The following is a 5540-nucleotide window of genomic DNA, read 5'->3' as shown; positions in this document are numbered from 1 at the left end:
AGCTGACACAGTACGGCTGCCGAGGCTCGCAGTTTGTCCAGCATCAGCTCCAGTCGCTTTTGCGCGCGCAGTCTTTGCGGGGGACTTGGCACGAGGACGTTTGAGTGCAGGCTTTGCCTTGGGCATGGAAAACTCCTGTAGGGTTTCCGGCATTTGGCGCCGCAGGACCCAGTTGTCACCTGCAATCAACAGATAAAGTTAATCACGCGCCCTTTTTCTTCGTGGCAATGGGCTCTGTTGCATTAACTTGGAACGGTCACGACGAACCCAGTCGAACGGGTCACTCAGGCCGCGAGACCGGAGAGCTGGTTCACAAGTCGGATTTCTCCTGTCACGTCGCGCTGAGCCAGGCTGCAATGGCCGCGGCGGATCATCCGCATCACCTCAAAGCCTTTGAGCGTGGCGGAGGCTGTTGCCATCCTCTGGAAGCCGCCGGTCGGCCGGATGACGCGCTTAAGTGCTCCATGGTCGGCTTCAATGATGTTGTTATCGGGCATGAATAGGCGCGACACCTCCATTCAGGTTTCTGAAGGCTGACGGATCAGGTATCCTCGGCGCACCGGGATAGGGGTGTCGGGAGCACGGAAGGTGGGCAGGCCGAAAGTATCTGTGAGCTGAGAGCTCGTGTTGTTATCTGGCCGCCCCTTCGACTGGCCCGGGTGCGCTGCGAGTGCGGATCCGTAGTTGTCGTGTGGCCCACTGGCTCCCGAAGTTGCTTAAGCCACAGGAGCCGGAGATGAGGATCATTGCTCTCGATGTTCATCGTTCCTTTGCCCAGATGGCAATCCTGGAGAACGGAACTATCCGGGATGCCGGCAAGGTCGATCTCGAACGCAGTCGCCTGCTGCACTTTGCCCAATCGCTGAAGCCGGACGATGAGATCGTCCTGGAGGCGACCGGCAACACCAGCGCCATCGTGCGCCTGCTGTCGCCGTTCGTGGCGCGCGTGGTGATTGCCAATCCCAACCTGGTGCGTGCGATCGCCTGGGCCAAGGTCAAGACCGACAAGATCGATGCTCGCGTGCTGGCGAAGCTCCATGCCAGCGGGTTCCTCCCCGAGGTCTGGATGCCGGACGAGGAGACCGAGGCCCGCCGCCGTGTCACGGCAGAACGCGCCCAACTGGTCGCGCAGATGACCCGCCTCAAGAACCGGATCCACTCGATTCTGCACGCTCATCTGATCCCCACCCTATCAAGGCAGCCTGTTCTCGAAACGCGGAAGGGCCTGGTTGGAGGCCCTTCCGCTCGCCGAGGATCAGCGCCGGGTGATCCTGCGCCATGCCGGTGAGCTGGATCGGCTTGGGGCCGAGCTCGCGGAGCTGCACAAGAGCCTCGCCCAGAAGGCGCTCGATGATCCACAGGTCAGACGGCTGATGACGATCACGGGGGTGAATGCCACGGTGGCCATGAGCGTCCTGGCAGCGATCGGCGACATCAAACGCTTCTCCTCACCGCAAGAGCTCGTGAGCTACTTCGGCCTCAATCCGAAGGTGCGGCAATCAGGCGATAAGCCCGCTTATCATGGGCGCATCAGCAAACAGGGGCGGGCTCATGCCCGCTCGATGCTGGTCGAGGCGGCCTTAGCAACGGCACGTAAGCTGGCGGTGATCGTCTGGCACATGCTGAGCAAAGATGAAGACTACACCTGGAGCCGGCCGGCGCTGCTGCAGTGGAAACTGCACTACTTGGAACTGGCAGCGGGATATCCATCGCACCGGGGTGGGCGGCAAAAGGGATCCGCCGCCGCATACAGCAAGAAGGCTGTGCGTGAGGCAGAGCGGGAGATGGTCGGCCAGGCCGAAGAAGCTTACCGGCGCTTTGTGGCCAGCTGGAAACAAGGATCACCGCAGGGGTACTCGGGTGCCGCCAATGAGGTGCGACGGTCCTAAGCTGCGCGGCAGGGTTGCAACCTCACGCCCTGCTCTTCGCTCCGGGGTCACCCGAGCCCGTCCACTATAGCAGAACCAGCCCTGTCGATCCACTCGCCGGTAGGGAGCCAGTATCATATGCACTTCTGTCGCCCAGGTAGACCGGCGAGCCTCTCGTCACGCGATGGCGCGCTCACACCCAGTTTCTGCCAGGCACCATGCGGACAGCGCCTGATTCAGACCAACAGACCAGAAGGAGAATGCTCCCACCGATGTCGAAAATGGCTTGTCAAATACATCCGTGAGGTATTTCGAGGTGCAGTGCTCCACGTCTTGCGCCAAGTGGCCTTCTCGTTGCAGGCGCCGGATCGCCTTGGAATAGGACGCCAGTCTGTCAGTTGTGATTGAGGATGGTGGATAGTCGCTCATCGTCCTCAGAGCTTTGCGCAGGAAGCGGTAGGCTGCTCTGGTGTTGCGGCGGCCGGACAGCATAAAGTCGATCAGCTGTGCGTGCTTGTCGGCCACACGAAAGAGATACTTCCACTTGCCTCCGACCCGCACATAGGTCTCGTCCACCCGCCATGGCCCAGATCGATCGCCCTGATACTGGCGAACTCGCTTCTCAATCTCAGGCGCATAGCACTGAACCCAACGGAAGATCGTGGTCGGGTCGACCACGATGCCGCGCTCCGGCATCATCTCGGCGAGGTCACGGGAGCTGATGCCGTATTTGCAGTACCAGCGCACGCATAACAGGATGATCTCGACCGGAAAGCGACGGCGCTTGAAGATCGACAACGGGACGGCTCCTCGATTGGCCGCCCCTCGCTACACCGCTAAGGTTAATGCAACGGTGCCGCCCAGTCGGTGAGGCTGCCTGGAAGTGACGAATGGAGGGTGCTGGAATGGAGAGCTACAAGAGAGAACATCTGTTTCTTGACGACCTGCACGTCGGCCAGACCTTCTCGAGCACATCCCACAGACTGGATGCCGACCAGATCAAGCGCTTCGCTGAGGAGTTCGACCCGCAACCGTTTCACCTTGACGAGGATGCCGCAGCCAGGTCGCTCTTTGCCGGCCTCGCGGCCAGCGGCTGGCACACGGCTGCTCTCACGATGCGAATGCTCGTGACCGGAGGCGCGCCCATCGCCGGTGGCCTTGTCGGCGCTGGGGGCGAGATCGCGTGGCCGAAGCCGACCCGTCCCGGCGACGAACTCCATGTCGTCAGTGTGGTCATGGAGATCACCCCGTCCCGTTCCAAGCCAGATCGGGGCATCGTGGTTTTGCGGAGCGAGACCCACAACCAGCGCGGCGAAGTCGTTCAGGTGCTTGTGTCGAAGCTTGTGGTTCCGCGGAGCCCGTCCACCTCCGCGCCCTGAGTGTCGCCTGATTGACGGACAATCACGACTACCTGGAGATGCCAGAGCCTCCGTGGGCGGCACATCGATAAATCTACCCGTCCCTTCTGTCTCTTGCAGGGATCCCAGACTGCGCCTGTTGCTTGGCTGAGGTCGGCGGCTAAAGGCCTGAAGTGATTGGGACGGCAGCCGTTCAGAAACAGGTGTGCACATATCCTCGCTCGTGCAGCGATCTCCTCCGCATCGGGCGCCCTGCATTGGCCCAGCATCACGGCTCGCTACAGCTCCATCACCATCATGCCGCGCAGCATGTCGGCCGCAATGCCAGGGTCCTCAAGCGCGATAAGTCCCCGGTCGCATTGCCGCCGCAGCCAGCCCTCAATGGCCTCCCTGGTGCGTCGGAATGCGCTCTCGCAAAAGGCCGAGCCGAGCTCGGGAAACCGGCCATTCTCACCGGTGACAAGCCGGATGATGGCAATAACTTCTTGGTCAAGGGCCAAGTTATCATAAGCGCACAAAATGCGCTCGAGCGCCGCCTCAAGCTCGAGGGGCCCGACGACGGTCTCATCGATGGCCAGCATAAAACTACCGATCCGGTCGGAGCACATGCTCTTGAACAGATCCGCTTTGGTCGGGATGAGGCGATACATCGTTTTGCTGGAGACCCCGGCCCATTGGCCCACGGCCACCATGGTGGTGGAGGCGTAGCCGTTGGCCCGGAATTCCAGCGAAGCCGCCTTGAGGATCAGGCGCCGCGTCTCTTCATCAAAGCGGATCTGCGGGCGGCCGCAGGCATCATCAGCAATGCTGCCAAGACAATCCTGCCAAGTTCGCTGACCCGTTCGACGATGCTTCAGCGGCTTCTCAGGCTGCGGACGTCAAGACCAAACCAACCCGCAAGAGGCGCAATGGCGACAAAAAAACCAAGCCCCTGTCGAGACATCCCTGAGGCTCGAAGGTTCAACAACTGACGAACTGGCCCTTTACTTCGACGAGAGAAAGGCTCGAACCATCGTGATCGTCGCTGTAGGGTTCTCTTCCATGATCCAGTGGCCGGAGTCGGGAATGATTTCTTCYGTTACATCGCTGGCGGCGAACCGCATCACAGTCGCCATCATCGGTCCGAATGATTTCTCACCGCCGACTGCCAGTACCGGCATCGGGAGCTTGCCCTTGGCTGCAAGGAAGGCCTTGTTGTCGAGCGCATCCTGATCGAATGCGGCGAACTGAGCAAAGCCCGCATGCATCGCGCCGGGCAACGCATAGAGCTGGGCGTAATGCTCCCGCGACGCCTCGGTGAAGCGGCTCGGCGTGGCGGAGAACTCATTCCAGAAGCGGTCGAGAAAAATGCGCTCACGCCCAGCGACGAGGCGCTCCATGTCCGGCCCGCCAAAGCGGAAGTGCCACAACAACGGATTCTTGAGGATCTCGTCCCACGGACCAACTCCTGGCAGAGGCGCATCGATGAGAACGAAGCGCGTGATCCGGGCCGGCTGTTGGACGGCCAAGGCGTAGCCGACCATGTTGCCGATGTCATGCGTGACGAGGTCGATCTTGTCGATCTTCAGGGCATCCAAGAGTCCTGTCATGTCCTGCCCCTGGGTTTTCTTGTCGTAGCCGGACTCGGGCCGGGCCGAGAGTCCTAGACCCCGCAAATCCGGCGCGACGACGGTATGGTCGTGGACGAGGTCAGCGGCTAGGGGCGCCCACATGTCACCGGTCTCACCATAGCCGTGTAGCAGCAGGACCGCCGGCCCGTGACCGCCGACCCGGACATGCAGGGTCATCCCGTTGGTTTGGATCTCCTGCGTGCGAAAACTATCGGGGTAAGCCGGGACCTGAGCCGCGACGGGCAGCGACATCACAAGGACACCTAAAGCCCCAAGCACGAGCCGGAACATGGTAGGTTCTCCTCAAGCAGCAAGAATACAGCTCACGGTGATGTGTTTAGCCTCTACGGGCGCCGAGAGTGTGGCGTGAGGCACCATGGGATGCCACCGAACAGGTGAGGGACTGCTTACGGCTCAACAGCAGGCTTGAATGAACGGCGAGAAGGCTGACACTTGGCGGCGATAAAGCACCCATTCCGGTTATGGCGGTGCGACCTCAAAATGCGAACGGTCCCAGTCTTTGAAGCCGCGGAACCGGCCGCCCCAGCGGATCGGCACGCCCAGTTCTGCGGCGGCCCTCCTCAGCGCAGTGGCAATCCTGTTCTGGGCCTGTGGATCAAAGAAGACCCGGCCCTCTTGGTCGAGCGGCCACAGGTCCACCGCATTGCCAGACCGGTGTGGGCTGTCCTGCGTCTTGGACCAGC

General features: G+C 61.3%; 5 protein-coding genes and 2 pseudogenes. 2 read left to right on the top strand and 5 right to left on the bottom strand.

Annotated features, from left to right (window positions below):
• Positions 1-359: 359 nt before the first annotated feature.
• Positions 360-488: pseudogene (locus ACXJKO_RS29310) on the bottom strand (DDE-type integrase/transposase/recombinase); the annotation flags it as partial.
• 248 nt (positions 489-736) lie between these two features.
• On the opposite strand from ACXJKO_RS29310, the pseudogene ACXJKO_RS29305 reads away from it, so the two are divergent.
• Positions 737-1889, top strand: a pseudogene (locus ACXJKO_RS29305) (IS110 family RNA-guided transposase).
• A gap of 156 nt (positions 1890-2045) precedes the next feature.
• Here the strand turns inward: ACXJKO_RS29305 and ACXJKO_RS29300 are convergent.
• Positions 2046-2666, bottom strand: a complete 621-nt coding sequence (locus tag ACXJKO_RS29300; RefSeq protein ID WP_457094551.1) for an IS6 family transposase — start codon at positions 2664-2666, stop codon at positions 2046-2048.
• A 107-nt stretch (positions 2667-2773) separates the two neighbouring features.
• On the opposite strand from ACXJKO_RS29300, the gene ACXJKO_RS29295 reads away from it, so the two are divergent.
• Positions 2774-3247, top strand: a complete 474-nt coding sequence (locus ACXJKO_RS29295) for a MaoC family dehydratase (RefSeq protein ID WP_457094550.1) — start codon at positions 2774-2776, stop codon at positions 3245-3247.
• Between the two features lie 257 nt (positions 3248-3504).
• Here the strand turns inward: ACXJKO_RS29295 and ACXJKO_RS29290 are convergent, their stop codons facing one another.
• From ACXJKO_RS29290 to ACXJKO_RS29280, 3 genes are all read right to left on the bottom strand, one after another.
• Positions 3505-3972, bottom strand: a complete 468-nt coding sequence (locus ACXJKO_RS29290) for a TetR/AcrR family transcriptional regulator (protein WP_457094552.1) — start codon at positions 3970-3972, stop codon at positions 3505-3507.
• Between the two features lie 237 nt (positions 3973-4209).
• Entirely contained in the window at positions 4210-5127 is a 918-nt protein-coding gene (locus tag ACXJKO_RS29285) for an alpha/beta fold hydrolase (protein ID WP_457094549.1), read from the bottom strand.
• Positions 5128-5316: 189 nt separating this feature from the next.
• The coding region (locus tag ACXJKO_RS29280; RefSeq protein WP_457094548.1) for a M15 family metallopeptidase at positions 5317-5540 on the bottom strand (224 nt) is incomplete at its 5' end.

The sequence above is a fragment of the Microvirga sp. P5_D2 genome, from assembly GCF_054049475.1.
This window is presented reverse-complemented; position numbering and strand designations above follow the sequence as displayed.